13 protein-coding genes and 1 riboswitch are annotated in these 21,378 nt (G+C 75.2%); of the genes, 10 read left to right on the top strand and 3 right to left on the bottom strand.

Annotation, left to right across the window (positions count from 1 at the left end; all coding sequences use genetic code 11):
- The first annotated feature begins 71 nt into the window (after nucleotides 1-71).
- On the top strand, nucleotides 72-1,016 hold the full coding sequence (locus AB0H57_RS08040; RefSeq protein ID WP_357504004.1) for an aldo/keto reductase: 945 nt from the start codon (nucleotides 72-74) through the stop codon (nucleotides 1,014-1,016).
- An 84-nt stretch (nucleotides 1,017-1,100) separates the two neighbouring features.
- Here AB0H57_RS08040 and AB0H57_RS08035 read toward each other — a convergent pair whose 3' ends face one another.
- On the bottom strand, nucleotides 1,101-1,790 hold the full coding sequence (locus AB0H57_RS08035; RefSeq protein WP_357503909.1) for a hypothetical protein: 690 nt from the start codon (nucleotides 1,788-1,790) through the stop codon (nucleotides 1,101-1,103).
- A 75-nt stretch (nucleotides 1,791-1,865) separates the two neighbouring features.
- Nucleotides 1,866-7,715: a ThuA domain-containing protein gene (locus AB0H57_RS08030; RefSeq protein WP_357503907.1), complete on the bottom strand. Its 5,850-nt coding sequence runs from the start codon at nucleotides 7,713-7,715 to the stop codon at nucleotides 1,866-1,868.
- Between the two features lie 311 nt (nucleotides 7,716-8,026).
- Nucleotides 8,027-8,135, top strand: a riboswitch (TPP riboswitch).
- Between AB0H57_RS08030 and thiE the strand changes: the two genes are divergently transcribed.
- From thiE to thiC, 7 genes are all read left to right on the top strand, one after another.
- Nucleotides 8,130-8,756, top strand: a complete 627-nt coding sequence (thiE, locus tag AB0H57_RS08025; protein ID WP_357503905.1) for a thiamine phosphate synthase — start codon at nucleotides 8,130-8,132, stop codon at nucleotides 8,754-8,756. It overlaps the preceding riboswitch by 6 nt.
- The gene (gene thiO, locus AB0H57_RS08020) at nucleotides 8,750-9,904 is read left to right on the top strand and encodes a glycine oxidase ThiO (protein ID WP_357503903.1); all 1,155 of its coding nucleotides are present in this window, start codon (nucleotides 8,750-8,752) and stop codon (nucleotides 9,902-9,904) included. The genes thiE and thiO overlap by 7 nt, the downstream gene beginning before the upstream one ends.
- Nucleotides 9,895-10,095, top strand: a complete 201-nt coding sequence (gene thiS / locus AB0H57_RS08015; protein WP_357503901.1) for a sulfur carrier protein ThiS — start codon at nucleotides 9,895-9,897, stop codon at nucleotides 10,093-10,095. Before thiO ends, thiS begins: the two co-directional genes overlap by 10 nt.
- Before the next feature lie 5 nt (nucleotides 10,096-10,100).
- The gene (locus tag AB0H57_RS08010; protein ID WP_357503899.1) at nucleotides 10,101-10,871 is read left to right on the top strand and encodes a thiazole synthase; all 771 of its coding nucleotides are present in this window, start codon (nucleotides 10,101-10,103) and stop codon (nucleotides 10,869-10,871) included.
- 74 nt (nucleotides 10,872-10,945) lie between these two features.
- A complete protein-coding gene (locus tag AB0H57_RS08005; RefSeq protein WP_357504002.1) occupies nucleotides 10,946-11,629 on the top strand; it encodes a thiamine phosphate synthase in 684 nt (227 codons plus the stop codon).
- Nucleotides 11,626-12,414, top strand: coding sequence for a bifunctional hydroxymethylpyrimidine kinase/phosphomethylpyrimidine kinase (gene thiD / locus AB0H57_RS08000; protein ID WP_357503897.1), 789 nt, complete (start codon nucleotides 11,626-11,628; stop codon nucleotides 12,412-12,414). Before AB0H57_RS08005 ends, thiD begins: the two co-directional genes overlap by 4 nt.
- Before the next feature lie 18 nt (nucleotides 12,415-12,432).
- A complete protein-coding gene (gene thiC, locus AB0H57_RS07995) occupies nucleotides 12,433-14,025 on the top strand; it encodes a phosphomethylpyrimidine synthase ThiC (protein ID WP_357503895.1) in 1,593 nt (530 codons plus the stop codon).
- 52 nt (nucleotides 14,026-14,077) lie between these two features.
- Here the strand turns inward: thiC and AB0H57_RS07990 are convergent, their stop codons facing one another.
- A complete protein-coding gene (locus AB0H57_RS07990) occupies nucleotides 14,078-16,888 on the bottom strand; it encodes a hypothetical protein (protein WP_357503894.1) in 2,811 nt (936 codons plus the stop codon).
- 732 nt (nucleotides 16,889-17,620) lie between these two features.
- Here AB0H57_RS07990 and AB0H57_RS07985 point away from each other — a divergent pair.
- Nucleotides 17,621-20,929 carry a nitrate- and nitrite sensing domain-containing protein gene (locus AB0H57_RS07985; protein WP_357503892.1) on the top strand — a complete coding sequence of 1,103 codons (3,309 nt, stop codon included), beginning with the start codon at nucleotides 17,621-17,623 and terminating at the stop codon, nucleotides 20,927-20,929.
- The gene (locus tag AB0H57_RS07980) at nucleotides 20,926-21,333 is read left to right on the top strand and encodes a roadblock/LC7 domain-containing protein (RefSeq protein ID WP_007465177.1); all 408 of its coding nucleotides are present in this window, start codon (nucleotides 20,926-20,928) and stop codon (nucleotides 21,331-21,333) included. The genes AB0H57_RS07985 and AB0H57_RS07980 overlap by 4 nt, the downstream gene beginning before the upstream one ends.
- The last annotated feature ends 45 nt before the right edge of the window (nucleotides 21,334-21,378 follow it).

The following is a 21,378-nucleotide window of genomic DNA, read 5'->3' as shown; positions in this document are numbered from 1 at the left end:
CGGGGGAGTGACCCCCCGTGGGCGCGCCCGGGCCCCGGTACGGGCCGGCATAGGGTGATCTCGTGACTGAGATGACCTACCGCCGGTTGGGCGACTCCGGGCTCGTGGTGTCCGTGGTCGGCATCGGCTGCAACAACTTCGGCCGCAAGCTCGACTTCGACGGCACCCGCGCGGTGGTCGACGCCGCGCTGGACGCCGGGATCAACTTCTTCGACACCGCCGACATCTACGGCGAGCCGCCGGGCGGCTCGGAGGAACTGCTCGGGCAGGCGCTCAAGGGGCGCCGGGACGACGTGGTGGTCGCCACCAAGTTCGGCATGGACATGGAAGGGCGCAACGGTCCCGACCACGGCGCCCGGGGCGCCCGGCGGTACATCGCCCGCGCGGTCGAGGCGTCGCTGCGTCGGCTCGGCACCGACCACATCGATCTGTATCAGATGCACGAACCCGACCCGGGCACCCCGATCGACGAGACCCTCGCCGCCCTGGACGACCTGGTCCGCGCCGGTAAGGTCCGCTACCTGGGCAACTCCAACTTCGCGGGCTGGCAGATCGCCGACGCCGACTGGACGGCGTCGTCGCAGGGCCGGACCCGGTTCGTCTCCGCCCAGAACCACTACTCCCTGCTGGAGCGGGGGGTCGAGAACGAGGTCGTCCCCGCCTGCGAGCGGTTCGGCCTCGGCCTGCTGCCGTTCTTCCCGCTCGCCAACGGCCTGCTCACCGGCAAGTACCGGCGGGGCGAGGCGCCGCCGGCCGGCAGCCGGCTCTCCGGTGGCGGCCGGTACGCCGCACGGCTCGCCGCGGCGAAGTGGGACGTCATCGAGGCGATCGAGGCGTACGCGGCCGAGCGGGGAGTCGGCCTGCTCGACGTGGCGATCGGCGGGCTGGCCGCCCGGCCCGCGGTGACCTCGGTCATCGCCGGTGCCACCACGCCCGACCAGGTACGCGCCAACGCCGCCGCCGGCGCATGGCAGCCCACCGACGAGGACCTGGCCGCCCTCGACGCCATCCTCTGAGCCGCCGCCGGCTACCGGGGTGGCTGGCGGGGCCCCACCCGGTCGCGGTGGGGCCGACGGTGCGCCCGGGCCGGGGCGCGACTGTCAGGGGGTGTCGCCGGAACCGGGGGCGTCCGGCCGCCGGGCGCGGCGGACGGCGAGCGCCCCCACCAACGCCAGCACGGCGAGGACGGGCACCGCGACGGCGATCGGCCACCACGGCCGGCCGGCGGCGTCACCACCCGCCGCCCGGTTCTCCGCCCCGCTCGCGGGCCCGCCGGCCGCCCCGCTCGCTCCGCCGGGTGTGGGCCCGCCGGCCGCCGGCTTCCCGCTCGCCGAGCCGCCGGCCCGGTCACCGGCTGGGCCGGTCGGCGACGGGCTGCCCGCCGGCCGTGGCCCGTCGACCCGTTGACCGGCCGGCACCGGAACGGCCGCCGGGCGGGCGTCGACCTGGGCGGTCGCCCGGGCCGCGTTGGGGGCGGGGGCGGTGACGGTGACCTTCCACCGGCCCGGCGAGAGCAGCGGGCCGCTGGAGTAGAAGCCCTCACCCTCGACGCTCGGCACCAACTGCACGGGGCCGACCTTCCGGCCGTCCGCGCCGGCCGCGGTCAGCACCAGCCGTACCGGCTCGGTCAGCGGGTGCCCGTCGGTGTGGCTGGCCTGCACGGTGACTCCGGTGGCGCCGTCCCCGGCCACCACCAGCTTGAGCTTCCCGCCGTGGGCGGCCGCCGGGGCGACGGTCAGCACCGCCAGCCACAGGCCGGCCAGCACGGCGAGCATTCTCCGGGTACGCATCGTGTCACTCCTCCCGGTACGGGTGGGCTCCCCGTCCGTCGCCGGGCCGGCGACGGACGGGGAGCCCGGTGGTGGTCAGAGCTTGCGGCCGGGAGCGATCCGGGTGGGATCGCCGTCGAGCCGGCCGGTGCCCTGGACCGGCTTGCCCTTGTTCGCCCGTACGCCGGCCTGGCCGACCGTGCCGCCCAGGCGGACGATCATCGCGTCGGCGTCCCGGACCAGGACGTCACGGATCTCGCCCTCGCTGATCAACTTGGTGTCCGCGGCCAGCGTCCGGAACTCGCCGAGCAGCTTGATCGCCCGGTCGTCTTTGCCCGCCGCCTCGGCCTTGCGTACCGCGTCCAGCTTCTGCGACAGCTGCTGGTGGGCCTTGGTGGAGAGCCGGCCGGTCGCCTTGAACCGGTCCAGCAGGTTCTGCATGTCCCGGAACGAGGTGGTGACGAAGAACCGGACCGTCGAGGTGGTGCTGTTGCCCGCCTTGTCGGTCGCGGTCACGGTCAGCTCGTGCAGGCCGAGCGGCAGCTCGTACATGGCCTGCAGGGTGCCGCTGGCGTACGCCTTGCCGTCCAGCTGGCCGACCGTGCTCCGCAGGCCGGAGGTCGGGTCGACCGCCTGCCAGGAGATCCGGACGTCCTGGCTGTCCCCGTAGAGCTGCCCGTCGGCGATCCCGGACACCAGCAGCGTCGGTGCGGTGCCGTCGATCTGGAGCACCGCCGACTTCAACGTCTCGGCGTTGCCGGCGTTGTCGGTGGCCCGGTAGAGCAGCTCGTGCCGCCCGTCGCCGGTCACCTGCACCGGCCCGGTGTACGGGGTCCACGCGCCGCCGTCGAGCGAGAACTCCAGCGACTTAACCCCGGAACCGGCGTCGGTTGCGGCGAGGACCACCGGCACCGTGCCGGCGTGCCAGCCCTCGTCGCTCGGCGGCGCGAACGCCGCCGTGCTGACCGGTGCCGTCGCGTCGATCTTGATCGCGACCTTCTTGGTCTCCTCCATGTTGCCCGCCTCGTCGACCGAGCGGAACCGCACCTCGTGCTCGCCGTCACCGCTGACGGCCACCGGGGCGGTGTATGCCGTCCACGAGCCGGCCCCGTCGAGCTGGTACTCGGTGCGTGCCACCCCGCTGCCGTCCGCCCCGTCGGTGGCGGCCAGCGTGACGGTGACCGGCCCGGTGTGCCAGCCGGCGGTCGGGGTGCCGGAGACCGTGGCGGTGGTCACCGGCGCGGTGTCGTCGACCTGCCCGGCGGTCAGCCGGAAGTAGTCGAAGAACGCCGGCTTCGACACCGCCGCGTTGGCCCCGAGGGTGAACAGGCCGACCTTCGGGGTCGCCCCGACGGCGGCGTTGGTCAACGCCTCCAGCGTCTGCCAGTTCTCGCCGTCGGGCGAGTACGACGCGGTGAAGGTGTTGCCGCTACGGGCCAGCCGCAGGTGCCAGACCGCCGTGGTCAGGTTGCTCACCTGGGGCTGCGGGTTCTGTACCGCCCCGCCGATCTCGCTGCGGAACTCGATCCGCCGGTTGACCGGCTGGCCGGCCTGGTTGTCCACGATGAAGTCGAACTTCAGGTAGTTGTCGTCGTCGGCGTGGACGAGCAGACCCGCCTGCTGGTACTGCTCGGCCAGCTGGCTGCCGTCGACCCTCGTCTCGATGGTCCAGTCCCCGGACGGGGCGGTCTGCAGGATGAAGTTGGTCGGCCCGGTGTTGTCCGTGCCGTAGATGTCACCCTTCGGCACGTCGATCCGCAGCGCACCGTCGGTCACCTGGTACGTCAGCGGGTCCTCTCGCAGGATGGCGTTCCACCGGCACTTGTTCAGCGTGGTGCCGGTGAATTCGTCCGACGGGGCGACCGGCTCGGCCGGGGCGTCCGGCGTGATCTGGAACCAGTCGAAGACCGCATTCACCACCGGTGCCTCGGTGCCCCCGTTGAGCGCGAAGACACCGATCCGCGGGTTGTTGATGCCGGCCAGGGCGGCTGCCCGGCCGACCGTGGTGAAGGTGTTTCCGTCGGCGGAGACGGCGGCGGTCAGGTTCGTACCGTCGCTGATCAGCCGCACGTAGACGGTGTCACCGGCCGGCGCGGCGGTGGCGTCCGCCGACTCGTTGCGCGGCGAGCCTGCGGTCTCCCGGATGAACTCCACCCGGCGGCTGCCGGAGTAGAGCAGATCCACCTTGGCGTAGTTGTCGTCATCGCCGTAGAGGATCAGGCCGGCCTGCTGGTAGTTGGCGGTCACCGGCAGGGTGACCTTCGTGGTGGCCTGCCAGGCCCCGGTGGGCGCGGGCTGAAGCACCAGGTTGGTCGCGTCGTTGCGGGTGCCGTAGAGGTCACCCACCGCGGTGGGCAGCCGCAGCGCGCCGCCGGAGACCGAGTAGAGCTGGTTCTCCCGGACGACCGTCCAGCGGCCCTTGTCCAGTGCGCTGCCCGCGAAGTCGTCCGACCGGGCCCCGAAGCAGGAGGTGTTCGGGGCGTCCACCTTCACGGTGACCGTCGCGTACGCCTTCGCGCCGCGCTTGTCGGTCACGGTCAGGGTGGCCACGAACGTGCCCGGCGCGGTGTACGTGTGCCGCGCCCGCAGCGTCGTCGCGGTGCCGCCGTCACCGAAGTCCCAGGCGTACGTCAGCGGGGTGTCGCCCTCGGCGTCGGTGGCCGTGCCGTCGAACTCCACCGCGACCGGCGCGGTGCCGGTGGTCGGCGTCGCGGTGGCGGTGACCACCGGCGGCGCGTTGTCGGTGACGCCTCGGCCGAGGAAGTCCATCCAGTTGACGTTGAACACCGAGCCGGCGCCGCCGGCCGGGTCCTTCGCCACGAAGTACAGGGTCCCGACGGCCCGGTCGGTCGCGGTGACCGGCGCGGTGACGTCGGTGTACGTCTGCCAGTTGCCGGTGCCCGGAACGGTGGCGGTGGCGATCACCGGCCCGTCGACGGCGCCCGCGCGTACGTCGATCCGGCCGCCGCTGGTGGCCGAGGCGACCCGGAACCGGATCTGGTCGACGCCGGTCAGGTCGGCCGGCTGCACCGACCACCAGTCGCCGTCCTCGATGAAGCCGATGTTCTGCCCGCCGCCGGCCGCGTCGCTGGTGGTCTCCTTCTGCACGCCCGGGTCACCGCCGCCGGTGCTGCCGGGGGCCCGGCCGGTGGCGGTGTAGTACTCGGCCTGCTTCCGCTTGGGCTGCAACTGCTCGATCGCCCGGCCGGTGAGCGGGCCGGCCCCGCCGGCGCCCCCGGAGTCCGTGTAGCTCGCCTCGAAGACGGTGAAGACGTTCGCCTCGGCGCCGTGCCCGGAGGCGAGCGAGGTCTGCACCACGCCGGTGCAGCCGGTGTGCTGCTCCAGCGGGTGACCGTGCTCGTCGTGGCCGAGCAGCACCTGCAGCTTGACCCGGGCGCAGTCGATGGTGCCGTCCTCCGGGTCGGTCACCTTGATCGTGTAACGGACCTGGTCACCCCAGTCGAAGAAGCCGCCGTCCGGGGGGAACTCGATGGTCACGGTCGGCGCGGTGTTGCCGACGGTGACCGGCACGTTCGCCACCGCGGTACGGCCACTGGGGTTGGTGACGGTGAGCTGGGCGGTGTAGTTGCCGGCCGTGGCGTACGTGTGGGTCGGGTTCGCCTCGGTCGAGGTCTGCCCGTCGCCGAACGCCCAGGCGTACGTGAGCGTCCCGCCGTCCGGGTCGCGCGAGCCGGCGCTGGAGAACCGCACGGTCAGCGGTGCCGGGCCGGAGGTCGGGTCGGCGGCGGCCACCGCGATGGGGGCGCGGTCACCGGCGATGTAGTCGATCCGGTAGACCCCGGAGTTGTCGTTGTTGCCGCCGAAGCCGCTGCCCCACTCGATCAGGTAGAGCGCGCCGTCCGGACCGAACTCGAAGTCCATCGGCCGGATCATGCTCATCCCGGTCAGCAGTTGGTTGATGTCGATCAGCTCGGTGCCGGACCGGCCGACCTGCATGGTGTACATCTTCGACTGGTTCCACTCGCCGAACAGCGCCTTGCCGTCGAAGTAGGCCGGCCACTTGCGCTTCGAGGTGCTGTCGGCGTCGTACCGGTAGACCGGGCCGCCCATCGGGGCGCCCCCGCCGCCGATCTCGGGGAAGCGCGGGTTGCCGCCGTAGTTGTAGTCGACGGTGGCCGGGACGACCGGCGGCAGGGTGGTCAGGCCGGTGTTGTTCGGGGAGTCGTTCACCGGGGCCGCGCAGTTGAACTTCGCGCCGCTCGGACCGGACGGGAACTGGTAGTCGTTGTAGGCGACGTTCTGCCCCACGCAGTACGGCCAGCCGAAGTTGCCGGGCCCGCGGACGATGTTCCACTCCACCGTGTTGCCCGGGCCGCGCTCGGCGCTGGCGCTGCCGGCGTCTGGGCCGTAGTCGGCGACGTACAGCGTGTCGGTGGCCGGGTCGATGCCGATCCGGAACGGGTTGCGGAAGCCCATGGCGTAGATCTCGGGCCGGGTCTTCGCGGTGCCGGGGGCGAAGAGGTTGCCGGCCGGGACGGTGTAGCTGCCGTCGTCCTCCGGGTGGATCCGGATCACCTTGCCGCGCAGGTCGTTGGTGTTGGCCGAGGTGCGCTGCGCGTCGTAGTCCTGCCGGCCGGGCCGCTCGTCGATCGGGGCGTACCCGCTGGACTCGAACGGGTTGGTGTTGTCCCCGGTGGCCAGGTAGAGGTTGCCGGCGCTGTCGAAGGTCATCGTGCCGCCGGCATGGCAGCAGGTGTTGCGTTGGGTGTCGACCCGCAGCACGTCCTTGCGGCTGGCCGGGTCGAGGGTGTCACCGTTGACGGTGAACCGGGAGATCAGGTTGCGGGCCACCCCGTCGTTCGGCGCCCAGTAGAGGTAGATCCACTTGTTGGTGGCGAAGTCGGGGTCGAGGCGGAGGCCGAGCAGGCCGTCCTCGTTGCCGGTGAACACGTTCAGCGTCATCGCGGTGACCGGGTTGCCGCTGTCCGGCTTGACGATCTGCACCCGGCCGTCGCGCTCGGCGTAGAAGACCCGGCCGTCCGCGGCGATGTCCAGCTCCATCGGGTTGCTGGTGTTGCTGTCCAGGGTGACCTTCTCGAAGCTGCTGGTCTTCGAGGCCGCGCAGTCGCCGCGCTCCACCCCGGCCGCGGTGCGGATGCCGCCGAGCAGGTGGGTGAGGAACCCGGGCTCGGCGTACGACTCCCGGGTGTGCCCGCCGCCGGTGTACCAGGCCCGTCCGCCGTCGAAGTCCTGGCACCAGGCGATCGGGTGGTCGTGCCCCATCGCGCCGGCGCCCGGGGTGTAGCTCGTCTCGTCCAGGCTGGACAGCACGTGCACCTTGGCGCGCGGGTTGGTCCGGAAGTTGTACCACTCGTCGAACCGGGACCAGCGCTCCGGCAGGTGGGCGGTGGACGGGTGGGCCGGGTCCTCCACCTTGACGGTGGCCTGCTGGTTGGCCGGGTGGTTGGCGAACCAGGCGCCGACCAGGTCGCCGTACCAGGGCCAGCTGTACTCGGTGTCGGAGGCGGCGTGGATGCCGACGTAGCCGCCGCCCGCCTTGACGTACCGCTCGAACGCGGCCTGCTGGTCGGCGTCGAGCACGTCGCCGGTGGTGGAGAGCCAGATCACGGCGCGGTACTTGGCGAGGTTGTCGTCGGTGAAGGCCGCGCCGTCCTCGGTGGTGTCCACCGTGAAGCCGTGGTCGGTGCCGAGCTTCTGGATGGCGGCGATGCCGGTGGGGATCGAGTCGTGCCGGAAACCGGCGGTCTTCGAGAAGACCAGCACGGAGAACGCCTCGGCGGCCTGGGCCGCGCTCGCGGGCACCGGTGCGGCGGCCTGGGCCGCGGACACCGGCGCGGCGCCCTGGGCCGCGGCGGACGCCGGCGCGGGGGCGCCGAGCAGCACGGTCGAGGCCACGCTGAGGGAGAGCAGGGCGACGGGGATTCTTGATCGGCGATGCCGGCCGTGACGGCGGAACAAGGACACGAGGTCTCCTTCGTCCGGTGTGGACGTCCTGCGGAAGCGGCTCGCCGAAGACCGCCCGATCCGACTGCGGGGCGCCCTGCCAGCAGGGATCCCCGGTCCGCGAATTTTTGTCGAATCGCTGAACAAATTAGTTCCGGTCCATGTGTGCCGGGCAAGGGAAATGCTTGTAACGGTTCGGTAACGACACGTCACATTCCCCCATAGAGGACTCAAAGGGGATGGCGGACGGCCGCGTTCCCGGCCACCGGCGGCGCCCGCCCCCGCCCGACCTGGGCTTGGCGGATCCGGCGATCCGTCGTACGGTGACAACCACGTGACCCACGGGAGCCCGGTGCACCGGGCTGAGAGGGGGGCTGAGCGCCCCCGACCGTCGAACCTGATCCGGGTAATGCCGGCGCAGGGAGGAGAGTTGCCGTGCCGTCCCTGGGGCGACTGCATCTGATCACCGACACCCGGCCCGGCCGGGACCCGCTCGGCGTGCTGCGTGCCGCCCTGCCGGTGGCCCGCGCCGAGCTGGTCGTCCAGGTCCGGGTGACCGACGACGCCACCGACCGCGAGGCGTACGAGCTGGCCCGCGCGGCGGTCGCGCTCTGCCGGCCGTACGGGGCGACCTGCCTGGTCAACGACCGGCTGCACGTGGCGCTGGCGGCCGGCGCCGCGGGCGGGCACGTCGGTGCGGACGACCTGCCCGTCGAGGCGGCCCGCCGGGTGCTCGGGCCCACGGCGGTGCTCGGCGCCACCGCCCGGGAGCCGGACACCGCCGCCGCGGCGGTCGCCGCCGGGGCCGGCTACCTCGGCGTCGGCCCCTGCCACGCCACCGACACCAAGACCGGCCTGCCCGACCCGATCGGCCCCGCGGGCGTGCGCGCGGTCGCCCGGGCGGTGTCCGTACCGGTGATCGCGATCGGCGGGGTGACCGCCGCGACGGTGCCGGCACTGCGCGCCGCCGGGGCGTACGGGGTGGCGGTGGTCGGTGCGCTCTCGGCCGCCACCGACCCGGCCCGCGCCACCGCCGAGCTGATCGAGTCGCTGACGTGTTAAGCGGGGGCCCCGCTACTACCGAAAGCGTTAACCGGGGTCCCTTCCTTGCGGATGTGGGGGTGGTGGGGGCGGGGCCGGTCGGGCTGGCGATCGCGTGGCGGTGCGCGGCTCGGGGACTGCGCGTCGTGGTGCACGATCCGGCGCCCGGGTCGGGGGCGTCGCACGTCGCCGCCGGGATGCTGTCGCCGGTGGCCGAGGCGTACTTCGGCGAGCGGGAGCTGACCGGGCTGCTCGCCGAGTCCGCCGCCCGGTGGCCCGGGTTCGCCGCCGAGCTGGCCGAGGCGGCCGGCGCCGACCTGGGCTACCGCACCGACGGGACGCTGGTGGTCGGGCTGACCGCCGACGACCTGGCCGAGGCGCGCCGGCTCTGGGCGTACCAGCAGGGGCTGGGGCTGCCGATCAGCGCCCTGCGCCCGTCGCAGCTGCGGGACCGCGAACCGGCGCTGGCGCCCCGGGTGCGCGGTGGGGCGGTCGCCCCCGGCGACCACCAGGTCGATCCGCGCCGGCTGGTCGCCGCGCTGCGCACCGCCGCGCGACGGGCCGGCGCCACGCTGCTGCCCGGCGCGGTCACCGCGCCGAACGAGGTGGCCGCGCCGGTGGTCGTGGTCGCCGCCGGCTGCGGCGCCGCCGCGCTGACCGGCCTGCCGGTCCGGCCGGTGAAGGGCCAGGTCCTCCGGCTCCGCGCGCCCGGCCGTGGCGCGCCGGGCTTCCGGCACGTGATCCGGGGGTACGCCGACGGCGAGTCGGTCTACCTGGTGCCCCGGGACAGCGGCGAGGTGGTGGTCGGGGCGACCGTCGAGGAGCGCGCCGACACCGAGGTCACCGCCGGCGCGGTGCTGCGGCTGCTGCGCGCCGCCGTCGACCTGGTCCCCGAGCTGGCCGAGTACGAGCTGGTCGAGGCGTCCGCCGGGCTGCGCCCCGGCACGCCGGACAACGCGCCGATCATCGGACCGCTGCCCGGCCGGCCCGGTGTGCTCGCGGCCACCGGGCACCACCGGCACGGCATCGTGCTCACCCCGGTCACCGCCGACCTGGTCACCGAGCTGATCGTCACCGGCACCCCGGACCCGCTGCTCGCGCCGTTCCGGCCGGACCGGTTCGCCGGCGCGGCCGGGCAACCCGTCACGCAGGAGGAGACGTGGAACTGACCGTCAACGGCGCCGGGCGGGAAGTGCCCGGCGGAACGAGCGTCGAGGACCTGGTCCGCGCCGTCACCGACCAGCGGCGCGGGCTCGCCGTCGCGGTCAACGGGGAGGTGGTGCCGCGCGGCGGGTGGCCGGCCACCGTGCTGCGCGACGGCGACCGGGTCGAGGTGCTCAGCGCCGCCCAGGGCGGGTGAGCGCGGTGGCGCTGACCATCGGCGGCGAGACCTACGGCTCGCGGCTCATCCTCGGCACCGGCGGCGCGGCCAACCTGCACGTGCTGGAGCAGGCCGTCCGGGCCGCCGGCACCGAGCTGGTGACCCTCGCCCTGCGCCGGGTCGACACCAACGCGGTGGCCGGCGGCGGGCTGCTCGACCTGCTGGAGCGGTGCGGGGTGCGGCTGCTGCCGAACACGGCCGGCTGCCACACCGCCGCCGAGGCGGTGAAGGTGGCCCACCTGGCCCGGGAGGCGTTCGGCACCGACCGGGTGAAGCTGGAGGTGATCGGCGACGAGCGCACCCTGCTGCCGGACGGGGTGGAGCTGCTGCGCGCCGCGGAGGAGCTGGTGGCCGACGGGTTCACCGTGCTGCCGTACACCTCGGACGACCCGATCCTGGCCCGGCGGCTGGCCGACGTGGGGTGCGCGGCGGTGATGCCGGCCGGCGCGCCCATCGGCTCCGGCCTGGGGGTGAGCAACCCGCACCACATCCGGCTGATCCGGCAGGGCGTCGACGTGCCGGTGATCCTGGACGCGGGGATCGGCACCGCCTCCGACGCCGCGCTCGCCATGGAACTGGGCTGCGACGGCGTGCTGCTGGCCAGCGCCGTCACCCGCGCCGCCGACCCGGTGGCGATGGCCACGGCGATGCGGTACGCCGTCGAGGCCGGCCGCCTCGCCGCCGGCGCCGGTCGGATCCCCCGCCGGTTCCACGCCCTGGCGTCCACCCCGGACGAGGGGCGGCCCGAGCTGTGACCCGTGCGGAGCGGACCCGCCCCGGGCACCGGGCCGGGCCGGTGGGGGCGCCCGGGCCGGTGGCGCCGGCCGGAATGGTGGGGGCGCCCGGGCCGGTGCCGGCCGGGCCGGTGGTGCTCACCGACCGGCGGCTGGCGCGCGGGCCACTGGTGGGGGTGGTCGCGGCGGCCGTCGCCGGGGGAGTGCGCTGGGTGGTGCTGCGGGAGCGGGACCTGCCCCGGGCCGAGCGGGCCGCCCTCGCCGCCGACCTGCGCCGGGTCCTCGCCGAGGCCGGCGGCACCCTGATCGTCGCCGGGCCGGACCCGCTCGGCGGCGCCGCCGTCCACCTGCCCGCCGCCGGCCCGTACCCGCCGCCCCGGCACACCCTGGTCGGCCGCTCCTGCCACGACGCGGCGGAACTCGACCGGCTCACCACCGAGGACTACGTCACCCTCTCCCCGGTCTTCCCCACCAGGACCAAACCCGGCTACGGCCCGCCGTTGCACGCCGACGGGCTCCGCCGGCTGGTCGCACTCAGCCCGGTCCCGGTCCTCGCCCTGGGCGGCATCGAAACCCCCGCCCAGGTTCGCCGGTGCGTCGCGGCCGGCGCGGTCGGGGTGGCGGTGCTCGGTGCCGTCATGCGGGCGGGCGACCCGGCCGAGACCGCCACCACGTTGCGCGACGCCTTCGACAAGGCGGCCACCACGCTGGGCAGCGCCGTCGAGGAGGCGGCCACCCCCCAGCCGCAGCCCCAACCGCAGCCACGGGAGAGCCAGTGACCCCGAGAACCGTCCTCACCATCGCCGGCTCGGACTCCGGCGCGGGCGCCGGCATCCAGGCCGACCTCAAGGTCTTCGCCGCCCTCGGCGCGTACGGCACCAGCGTGCTCACCGCCGTCACCGCGCAGAACACCCGAGGCGTGGACGCCGTCCTGCCCCTGCCGCCGCAGACCGTCAGCGACCAGCTCGCCAGCGTCCTCGGCGACTTCGCCGTACGCGCGGTGAAGACCGGCATGCTCGGCAGCCCGGCGATCGCCGACGCGGTGGCCGGGGCGGCGCGGGCCGGGCGGCTGCCGCACCTCGTCGTCGACCCGGTGCTGGTGGCGACCAGCGGGCACCGCCTGGGCGTGGTGGCGGCGGTCGAGCGGCTGCTGCCGTACGCGGAGGTGGCGACGCCGAACTGCGCGGAGGCCGCGGCCCTCACCGGACGCCCGGTGACCACGGTCGAGGAGATGGTCGCGGCGGCCGAGGCCCTGGCGGCCGGCGGGCCGGCGCACGTGGTGGTGACCGGCGGCGACGTGGCCGCCGGTGGCGAGGCGGTGGACGTGCTCAGCGGCGGCGGGCGCACCACGCTGCTGCGCGCGCCGCGGGTGGACACCCGGCACAACCACGGCACCGGCTGCTCGTTCTCGGCCGCGGTCGCGGTCCGGCTGGCGGCCGGTGATCCGGTGCCGGTGGCGGTGGCCGCCGCCAAGGAGTACGTCACCCGGGCGCTGACCGGCGCCCGGGACTGGGAGTTGGGCGCGGGACGCGGCCCGCTGGACCACTTCGGCTGGTCGCGTTGACCGCAGAGGGAGGCTGTCATGCAGGCACGGCGCAAGGTGTACGTGGAGGGTTCCCGGCCGGACATCCGGGTGCCGTTCGCCGAGGTGGAGCTGACCGGGGACAACCCGCCGGTACGGCTCTACGACACCTCGGGCCCCGGCTCGGACCCGGCGGCCGGGTTGCCTCCGCTACGCGGACCGTGGATCGCCGAGCGCGGGGACGTCGCCCCGGTGCGCGGCGCGGGCACCCCGCTGGCCGGGGCGGACGGCCGGCGGCCGACGCAGCTCGGGTACGCGCGGGCGGGGCTCGTCACGCCGGAGATGGAGTTCGTGGCGATCCGGGAGGGGATGACGCCGGAGTTCGTCCGGGCCGAGATCGCCGCCGGCCGGGCGGTGCTGCCGCTCAACGTCAACCACCCGGAGTGCGAGCCGGCGATCATCGGCAAGGCGTTCCTGGTCAAGGTCAACGCCAACATCGGCACCTCGGCGGTCAGCTCCTCGGTCGCCGAGGAGGTGGAGAAGCTGACCTGGGCCACCCGGTGGGGCGCGGACACCGTGATGGACCTGTCCACCGGGAAGCGGATCCACCAGACCCGCGAGGCGATCGTGCGCAACTCGCCGGTGCCGATCGGGACGGTGCCGATCTACCAGGCCCTCGAAAAGGTCGGCGGTGACCCGGCGAAGCTGAGCTGGGAGGTGTTCCGGGAGACGGTGATCGAGCAGGCCGAGCAGGGCGTGGACTACATGACCGTGCACGCCGGGGTGCTGCTGCCGTACGTGCCGCTGGCGGTCGGCCGGGTGACCGGGATCGTGTCCCGGGGCGGCTCGATCATGGCCGCCTGGTGCCTGGCGCACCACGAGGAGAACTTCCTCTACACCAACTTCCGCGAACTGTGCGCGCTGCTCGCCCGCTACGACGTGACGTTCTCGCTCGGCGACGGGCTGCGCCCCGGCTCCATCGCGGACGCCAACGACGAGGCGCAGTTCGCCGAGCTGCGCACCCTCGGCGAGCTGACGAAGGTGGCCTGGGAGCACGACGTCCAGGTGATGATCGAGGGCCCGGGGCACGTGCCGATGCACAAGATCAAGGAGAACGTGGACCGCCAGCAGGAGTGGTGCCACGAGGCGCCGTTCTACACGCTCGGCCCGCTGACCACGGACATCGCGCCCGCGTACGACCACATCACCTCGGCGATCGGCGCCGCGATGATCGGCATGTTCGGCACCGCGATGCTCTGCTACGTCACGCCCAAGGAGCACCTCGGCCTGCCGGACCGGGACGACGTGAAGGCGGGCGTGATCGCGTACAAGATCGCGGCGCACGCCGCCGACCTGGCCAAGGGCCACCCCGGGGCGCAGGCCTGGGACGACGCGCTCTCCAAGGCGCGGTTCGAGTTCCGCTGGTCCGACCAGTTCAACCTGTCGCTGGACCCGGAGACCGCGCGGTCGTACCACGACGCGACGCTGCCGGCCGAGCCGGCGAAGACCGCACACTTCTGCTCGATGTGCGGGCCGAAGTTCTGCTCCATGAAGATCACGCAGGAGCTGACGGAGTACGCGGCCCGCGGCATGCGCGACAAGTCGGCGGAGTTCGTCTCCTCCGGTGGGCGGGTGTACCTGCCGCTGGCCTGACGACGCTCGCCGATCCGTCCGGCGCCGGTCGGTCGGCGCCGGACGGTGGCGGTCAGTCGCGGTGGTGCCGGCCGGTGGAGCGCAGCGAGCGGCGTCCCGGCTCCTCGGCCGCCGGCTCGGACGCCTCCTTGGCCAGGCCGGTGACCCAGTCGACGTACTCCTCGTCCCGGGGCGGCAGTGGTTCCTCCGCTGGCGGGCGGTCCGGCTCTTCGGCCCGCGACCGGTTGCGCCGGAACAGCCCCCGCTTCGGGCGGGCCTTCTCCGGGGCCGGCGCGGCGGCCTCCCGATCGCCGTCCGGCTGCTGGGGGACGGCTGGCTCCTCGGCGGCGGCCGGTGCCGGCGGCGGACCCGAGGCCGGCTCCGGCTCCGGCGGCGCGGTACGCCGGAACCCGTTGCCGAAGGCGTCCCAACTCGCCGCCCGGTCCAGGTCGGGCAGCGGCGCGCGGTGCCGGGGGCGGGGCGCGTTCGGCTCGACGCCGTCCGGCCGGCCCGCCCGGTCGTGCTCCTCGGGCTGCGCCGTCCCGGGGCCGGCTGGCCCGGCCAGCGGTGCCCGGCCGAGCGGGGCCGGCCGCCCCGGTGCGACCGGCCAGGCCGGCACCGGGCCGCGCCGCTCCTCGTCCGGCGGGCCCGGGGGGAACGGCGACTCGGCCGGGGCGGGCCGATCGTCGGGCGTGGCCGGCCGGTCGCCCCCGGCCGGGGCTGCCGCCGGCTGTGCGGCGGGCGTGGCTGCGGCCGGCTGTGCGGCGGGCGTGGCTGCGGCCGGCTTCGTCGCGGGCGTAGCTGCCGTCGGCTGTGCGGCGGGCGTGGCTGCGGCCGGCTGCCCGGCGGGCGTGGCTGCCGCCGGCTCCCGCGTGGCGGCGTCCGGGTTGGCCGGCGCGGGGCCGGGCGGATCACCGCTGGCGGCGCTCCCCGGGCGGGCCGGGTCGAGCGGGGCCGGGTCGGGCGCGTCGGCGACGGCCGGGCCGCTGCCGGTGGGTGGTACCTCGGTCGCGGCGGCACCGGCCCGGGACGCGCGGGCCCGCTTCGGCCGGGGCGCGGGCGTCGCCCCGGCCGGCGTGCCGGCGGTCGCGTCCGGTTCGTCCGGGGTCGCGGCCGGTGCGCCCGCCGCCGCGGCGCTGGCCGGGCGGGCCGGGGCGACCGGGTCGGCCCCGGCCGGGGACTTCTCGCCCGTCGCCTCCGCACCGGTCGCCGCCGCGGCGGCGGTCCGGCGACGGGCGCGCTTCGCCGTCGGCGCCGGGCCCGGGGCTTCCGTGCGCCCTGCCGTCGTGCTTTCTGTGCCCGTCGTGGCAGCCGGGCCCGCCGCGGGAGCGGTGGTCGCCGCCGAGTCGGCCGTACGCCGGGTGCGCCGGGGCCGGCGGGGGGTCCCGGCTGCCGCCGCCTTGCCGGCTGCCGCCAGCTTGCCGGCTGCCGTCGCGGCGACCGCACCGGCCATCCCGTCGGCCGGCGTACCCGATCCGCTCGCCGTCGGTGCGCCGGCCGGCCGGGCCGCCGACGGTTCCGCCGGGGCGGTGTCGGCGGGCGATTCGGGGCCGTCGGCCGGCGGCCGGTCGGGGCCGGTGGCGCGGGCGAGGTCGATCCCACCGGCGACTGGCGACCGGTCCGCGCCCGGGGCCGGCGGCAGCTCCGCGCCGGTGGCCGGTACGTCGGTCGCCGGCCGGTCGGACCGGGCCGCGGCCGAGGTGACGCCGGTCGCGGACGAGGCGACGGCGTCCCCGACCGGGGCGGTGGCCGGCGACGCGGACGGGGCCGGCCAGTCCCAGTGCGGCGGCGTGCTCCCGGCGGGCCGGGCGGACTCGAAGAGGTCGGCGTGCGCCCTGCCGGCCGTGGTGCGGAACCCGTCCCGGGCGTCGCCCGGTGCCGCCACCAGGCCCGTGCGGTCGCCGCCGGGCTCCGCGGCCGGTGGCGCGCCGGCCGCCGGGGCGTCCGGCAGCCCGGTCCCGGCGGGCAGCGGGCGGAGGATGTCGGTCGGCGTGATGGCGTCCTGCCGTGACCGCGCGCCGGCCCGGCCGGCCGGCAGGACCGGCCAGCGCAGCAGCGCCGCGGCGGTCGAGCCGAGCACGCCGGTGGCGAGCGCGATGAGGGCCGCGTAGTAGGGCACCAGCTGGTACCGGTCCACGCTGTCACCCGGGCCGGCGGAGAGGTAGGCGAAGGCGATCAGCGCCGGACCGGCCGCGCCGGCCACTCCGCTGACCAGGGGCGGGTGACCGCGCCGGCGGGCCACGGCCCCCGTCGCGGCACCGCTGATCAGGGCCACCACCGGGAGGATCACCAGGGCCAGGCGCTCCGCCGTGTCCGGGGCGAGGCCGTACGGCTCCAGCACCCCGAGCCGGACGGTGGGCAGCGGGCCGCTGCCCACCAGCGACGGCGCCGCCGAGACCAGGGCGAGCAGCCAGACCAGGCCGGCCAGCACCGCCACGTTCCAGCCCAGCGGCGGCCGGAGCAGCACGGCCAGCGCGGCGCCCGCGCCGACCACCGCGCCGAGTACCGCGCAGATGCCGACCGCCCAGACCGGGTCGACGGAGAGGAATTCGGCGGCCCGCGCCGGCTGCATGCACAGTGGCGCCACCACCGTCGCGCCGAGCGCCGCGGCGCCCGCGACGGAGAGTTGCTCCGCCGTCTCGGCCGGCGCCTCGTCACGCCGGACCAGCCGCTCGGTGAGAATCGCGCCGGCCACCGCGGCGAGCGCCGCGAACCAGCTCACCCAGACCAGCTGGGCCGGCCACCGGTTGACCGAGCCGTCCGTGAACTCGCCGGTCAGCCGGACGATGCCGAACCCGTACGCGATGCCGAGCTGACCGGCGCCAGCCAGCACGCTCAAACCGAGCGCCGTGAGGAGCAGTCTGCCCCACGTCCGATTGGCCATGTCGCGCACGTTACGGGCCGGTGCGCCCGATCGCCACCTTGGCGCCGCGCGGCGCGGCGACGCGCCCGAGCTGCGACTATCCCGGGGCGTCGGACCGGACCGCCGGGTCGGGTCCCCGACAGCTCGTCGGGGGTACGCGCGGTGCCCGGCCCGTGCCGTGCGCCGGCCGGGGCGGCGATTGTTCTCGATGGGGCGCCGCTGGCGGGTAATTCGCTTTCTGTCGATGATCCAGCGGCCCGGCCATCGATTTCCGGCTGATCGCCGCCGGAGTCCGGCGGAATGGCGGCCCCGGGGTCGCCGGACCGCCGATCTTCCGGGCCGGTGGCCCGCCGCCCCGGTGCTCCGCCGGCCGGCGGATCGCGTCCGAATCCTGAGTGGATGATCTGTGCCGCACGCCGTACGGTGTGGGGGGAGCTGAGCTGATCCACCGCGATGGGCGCTGCATGTCGGGATGCGCGTCCCACATCGTGGTGATACGCACTGTTAACAAATGCTCACCTTGAATAAGCAGATGACCACTCTGGAGTTACATGCCCTGTTCAGGGACTCGGCAAGTCGGCGGTATTCGGTGCGCGGATCAAGGACGGAATGCCGAACGGCTGATTTCCACCGCATCGCCGCTTCCCAAACAGGATCTTGTCTGATGAAATTCCGGCCGTGTCGCGCGTGGCGCCGTCCGCTGCAGGCGCGGGTCGGCGGTACAGGCGCGGAAGAAACGACGGAGGCGATGTCGTGAGCACCGGACCTACGACCCTGCCCGAAAGCGGTGGCCCCGGCCAGCTCAACCGTCGTCGCGGGCTGCCCCGGCTGCGGGACGCCCGGATCCGTACCAAACTCGCGCTGATCCTCGTCGTGCCGATCGCCGCCGTCATCACGCTGGCCACCGTCCGGCTGGTGGCGGTCGCCGAGGGCGCCGACGACGCCACCCGGGTCCGGTCGATGACCGCGCTCGCCGTCGACGTGTCCGCGCTCTCCGAGAGGCTGCACGCCGAGCGGATGGCCGCCCTGGGCTTCCTGACCGACCCGAAGGGCGCGCCCGACGACTACAAACTGCTGGCCCGCGCCACCGACGAGCGGATCACCGCGTACCAGGCCGCCCGGGGACGGGTCGAGGAGCCGCCGCCGCTCGTCGACGACCTGCTCACCGACATCGACGAAGGGCTGGCCACCCTGCCCGACATCCGCAGGCAGGCGCTCGGCCGCCAGGGGTCGTCGGCCGGGGACCCGGGCCAGCGGTACGAGGAGGTCCTCTCCTCGCTCAGCACGTACGGCGACGCCCTGGCCCAGTCGGCCACCGAGGGGCGCGGGGCCGAGGCCCGGCGGGCGGTGGCCGCGTACGGGCGGGCGCGCGCGGCGGTCGCCGAGGAGGAGGCGGTCGCCTTCACCGCGCTGACCGCCGGCCGGCTCAGCGAGGCCGACTACTTCGCCTTCGTCTCCACGCTGGCCCAGCGCAAGGACGCCCTGCTCGCCTTCTCCGAGACCGCCCAGCAGGGGCAGCGTGAGGTGGTGTCCCGCATCGTCACCGGCGACGCGGTCCAGCAGGCCGACCGGATCACCAGCGAGCTGACCCGCTCGCTCGGCAAGCGGCCCACCCTCAAGGTCACGGACGCGGTCGGCGCGATCGGCGCGATGGACGACCTGATGCGCAAGGCGGAGGTCGAACTCCAGGACCGGCTGGTGGCCGACGCCGAGCGGGCCCGGATCGAGGCCACCCGGCAGGCCGCGCTCGAGTCCGTACTGGTGCTGCTCAGCCTGCTCGTCGCGATCACCCTGGCGGTGGTGCTGGCCCGGTCGCTCAACATCTCCCTGCGTCGGCTGCGGGAGGGCGCGCTGGCGGTGGCGAACCACGACCTGCCCGACGCGGTGACCCGGCTGCAGAACATGGGCAACGTCGGCGAGGGCGGGGTCGAGGAGATCGTCCGCGAGATGCGGGACCCGATCAAGCTCACCAACCGCGACGAGGTGGGCCAGGTCGCGCTCGCCTTCAACGTGGTCCACCGCGAGGCGGTACGTGTCGCGGCCGAGCAGGCCGCCCTCCGGACCAGCGTCTCCACCATGTTCGTCAACCTGGCCCGCCGCAGTCAGACCCTGGTCGACCGCATGATCGGCGAGCTGGACGCGATCGAGCGGGGCGAGGAGGACCCGAAGCGCCTCGCCCAGCTCTTCGAACTCGACCACCTCGCCACCCGGATGCGCCGCAACGACGAGAACCTGCTGGTGCTGGCGGGCGCCGACGCGGGCGTGCCACGCCGGGAGGACGCGCTCCTGGTGGACGTGCTGCGCGCCGCCCAGTCCGAGGTGGAGCAGTACAACCGGATCGAGTTCGGCAGCATCGACACCGACATCTCGATCACGGCGAACGCCGTGAACGACGTGGTGCGGCTGGTCGCCGAGCTGCTCGACAACGCGACCCGGTTCTCCCCGCCGAACACCACAGTGGTGGCCGACGCCCGGCGGATCCGGGACTACGTGCTGGTCCAGGTGGAGGACCGGGGCCTCGGGCTCAGCGAGGACCAGCTCGACTCGCTCAACCGCCGGTTGGCCGCGCCGCCGACCGTCGACGTCGCCGCGTTCCGGCTGATGGGTCTCGCCGTGGTCAGCCGGCTGGCCAACCGGTACGGCATCCGGGTGGAGTTGCGCCGCAACATCGAGGGCGGCACGGTGGCGCAGGTGACGCTGCCGAACGCCACCGTGGTGCTCCCCGCCGACCCCGGCCCGATGCCGCTGCCCACGCGGCCCCGGCCGTCGCTGGCCGCCGAGCCGGGCCCGTACGCCCCGGCCGGTCTGGGCGAGTCGCCGGTCGCCGGTGGCACCGCGACGATCTCCGACGCGTGGCGCACCCCCCGGCCGGCCGGCCACTGGCCCGGGCCGGCCGACGCCCGGGAACTCGCCCCCGAGGTCGGCTTCGGCGCCGCCCCGGTGTCGGCCGTCCCGGTCTCGGCGCAGCCGGTCTCCGGGTATCCCGTCTCCGCGCAGCCGTTCTCCGGGTACCCCGTCTCCGCGCAGCCGGTGTCCGGGTACCCGGTCTCGGCGCAGCCGGTTTCCGGGTACCCGGTCTCCGCGCAGCCGGTGTCGGCGCAGCCGCTCTCCGCGTATCCGATGTCCGGGCAGCCGGCAGCCGGGCAGCACCCCACCTCGTCGGTCTCCGTCCCGCCCGCGTACAGCCCGGCCGCGGCCCAGTCCACGCCGGTCGAGTCGCTGCCCCGGTGGACCGCGCCGGCACCGGTCGAGCCCGAGCCGCCGGTGCTGCCCACCGGTCCGGTCGCCGGCCACGGGGTCGGCGCCGCCCCGGCGCCCTCCGCCGCGCCGTCGCCGTTCCCGGCCCCACCGTCCGCCGCCGCGTCCCTGGTCGCCCGCCCCGACCGGCCGGCCGACTCGCCGATCTTCCGGGAGATGGAGGCGGTCTGGTTCCGGTCCCACGGCAACGACGCCACCGCCATCTTCACCCGGCCGCGCTTCGACGAGGGGCCGCCGGCCGCATCCCGGCCGGAGCCGAGCGCGCCGCCGGCCGATCCGCCGGTGGCGGCCGTGCCGCCCCCACCGCCGTACGTCCCGCCGGCCGCCGCTCCGGCGCCGGAGCCGTACGCGCCGGCCACCGCGCCGGCCGGGCCGGAGCCGTACGCCACGCCCACCGCCGCGCCGGCCGACCCGGTGGCCGAGCCGGAGCCGTACGCGCCGGAGCCGTTCGGCGCCGAGCCGGCGGCGGCCCAACCGGCCGAGCCGGAGTCCGCGCCGCCCGTGTCGGCGCCGCCGCTGATCGACCCCGACGCGTGGCGCACGGCGGCCGACGAGGGCTGGTCGCGGGCCTCCCGGGCGGCCTCGCCGGAGGCCGGCGGCACCACCCGTTCCGGCCTGCCCAAGCGGGTCCCGCAGGCGCAGCTCGTGCCCGGCGGCATCGAGTCGAACAACGGCCGGGACCGCAGCCGGCGCACCCCTGAGGACGTACGCGGTCTGTTGTCGGCCTACCACCGCGGCGTGCAGCGCGGCCGGTCGGCGGGCGCGGACCTGACCATCACCCCCACCAAGGAGACGAGTCGATGAACCGCCCGGCGGCTATGCAGGACATGGGTTGGCTGCTCACCAACTTCGCGGACAGCGTGGCGGGCATCGCCCACGTGGTCGCGGTGTCCGCGGACGGCCTGCTGCTGGCCTCGTCCCGGGACCTGCCCGGAGACCGCGCCGACCAGCTCGCCGCGATCACCTCCGGCGTGGTGAGCCTGACCGAGGGCGCGGCACGGATGTTCAGCGCCGGCGGGGTGCTGCAGACCGTGATCGAGATGGACAGCGGGTACCTGTTCCTGATGTCGATCAGCGACGGCTCGTCGATGGCGGTGCTCGCCGCCCGCAGCTGCGACGTCGGCCAGGTGGGTTACGAGATGGCATTGCTGGTGGAACGGGTCGGCGCCGCCCTGGTGCCGCTGCCCCGGGACGCGGTTCGCTCGTAGGACGGTGATCCGGCGCCGGCGGGCCCCGGCCGAGAGGAGGTGATC

It is taken from the genome of Micromonospora sp. NPDC050686 (genome assembly GCF_040654475.1).
In the GTDB taxonomy this organism is placed as follows: Bacteria; Actinomycetota; Actinomycetes; order Mycobacteriales; family Micromonosporaceae; genus Micromonospora.
This window is presented reverse-complemented; position numbering and strand designations above follow the sequence as displayed.

Bases quoted from the DNA above. Each gene is read 5' to 3' on its own strand.
- AB0H57_RS07990 (WP_357503894.1), bottom strand. From the start codon at position 16,888: ATGGCCAATCGGACGTGGGGCAGACTGCTCCTCACGGCGCTCGGTTTG.
- AB0H57_RS07980 (WP_007465177.1), top strand. From the start codon at position 20,926: ATGAACCGCCCGGCGGCTATGCAGGACATGGGTTGGCTGCTCACCAAC.
- AB0H57_RS08035 (WP_357503909.1), bottom strand. From the start codon at position 1,790: ATGCGTACCCGGAGAATGCTCGCCGTGCTGGCCGGCCTGTGGCTGGCG.
- AB0H57_RS08005 (WP_357504002.1), top strand. From the start codon at position 10,946: ATGGTGGGGGCGCCCGGGCCGGTGCCGGCCGGGCCGGTGGTGCTCACC.
- AB0H57_RS08040 (WP_357504004.1), top strand. From the start codon at position 72: ATGACCTACCGCCGGTTGGGCGACTCCGGGCTCGTGGTGTCCGTGGTC.
- thiC (WP_357503895.1), top strand. From the start codon at position 12,433: ATGCAGGCACGGCGCAAGGTGTACGTGGAGGGTTCCCGGCCGGACATC.